Consider the following 598-nt stretch of genomic DNA (forward strand, 5'->3'; position numbering starts at 1 on the left):
GGTCCACTGAATCGCTTCCTGAGCGGTGGTCGCCGGACCGGAGATGTCATAGCCATATTTAGCCGCCATCTCTTTGATCTGGCCCAGTGCGCGGTGTTGTTCAGCGATTTCTTCACGCAGACGGATGGTCGCTTCCAGGTCTTCGCCGCTTTCCAGTTTCGCTTGCAGAGAGTTGAACTGGGCGAATTTGTCTTTCATCAGGAAGTCGATACCGTACAGCGCAACGCGACGGTAGTCACCGATGATACGACCACGACCGTAAGCATCCGGCAGACCCGTCAGCACGCCGGATTTACGGCAGCGCAGGATGTCCGGGGTATAGACGTCGAAAACGCCCTGGTTGTGAGTTTTACGGTACTCTGTGAAGATTTTTTTCAGCATCGGGTCCAGCTCGCGATTATACGCTTTGCAGGAACCTTCAACCATTTTGATACCACCGAACGGGATGATCGCACGTTTCAGCGGCGCTTCGGTCTGCAGACCAACGATTTTTTCCAGACCTTTCTCGATATAGCCCGCGTCGTGAGAGGTGATGGTGGAAGCCAGGGCAGTGTCAAAATCAACAGGCGCGTGAGTGCGGTTTTCCTGTTTTACACCT

Annotated in this window: 1 protein-coding gene; it reads right to left on the reverse strand. The window is 54.0% G+C overall.

What is annotated here, in order from left to right:
• On the reverse strand, positions 1–598 hold a 598-nt coding region (locus PKE79_RS16575; RefSeq protein WP_271174797.1), incomplete at both ends, for a pyruvate formate lyase family protein.

It is taken from the genome of Microbacterium barkeri (genome assembly GCF_027921765.1).
GTDB lineage: Bacteria > Actinomycetota > Actinomycetes > Actinomycetales > Microbacteriaceae > Microbacterium > Microbacterium barkeri.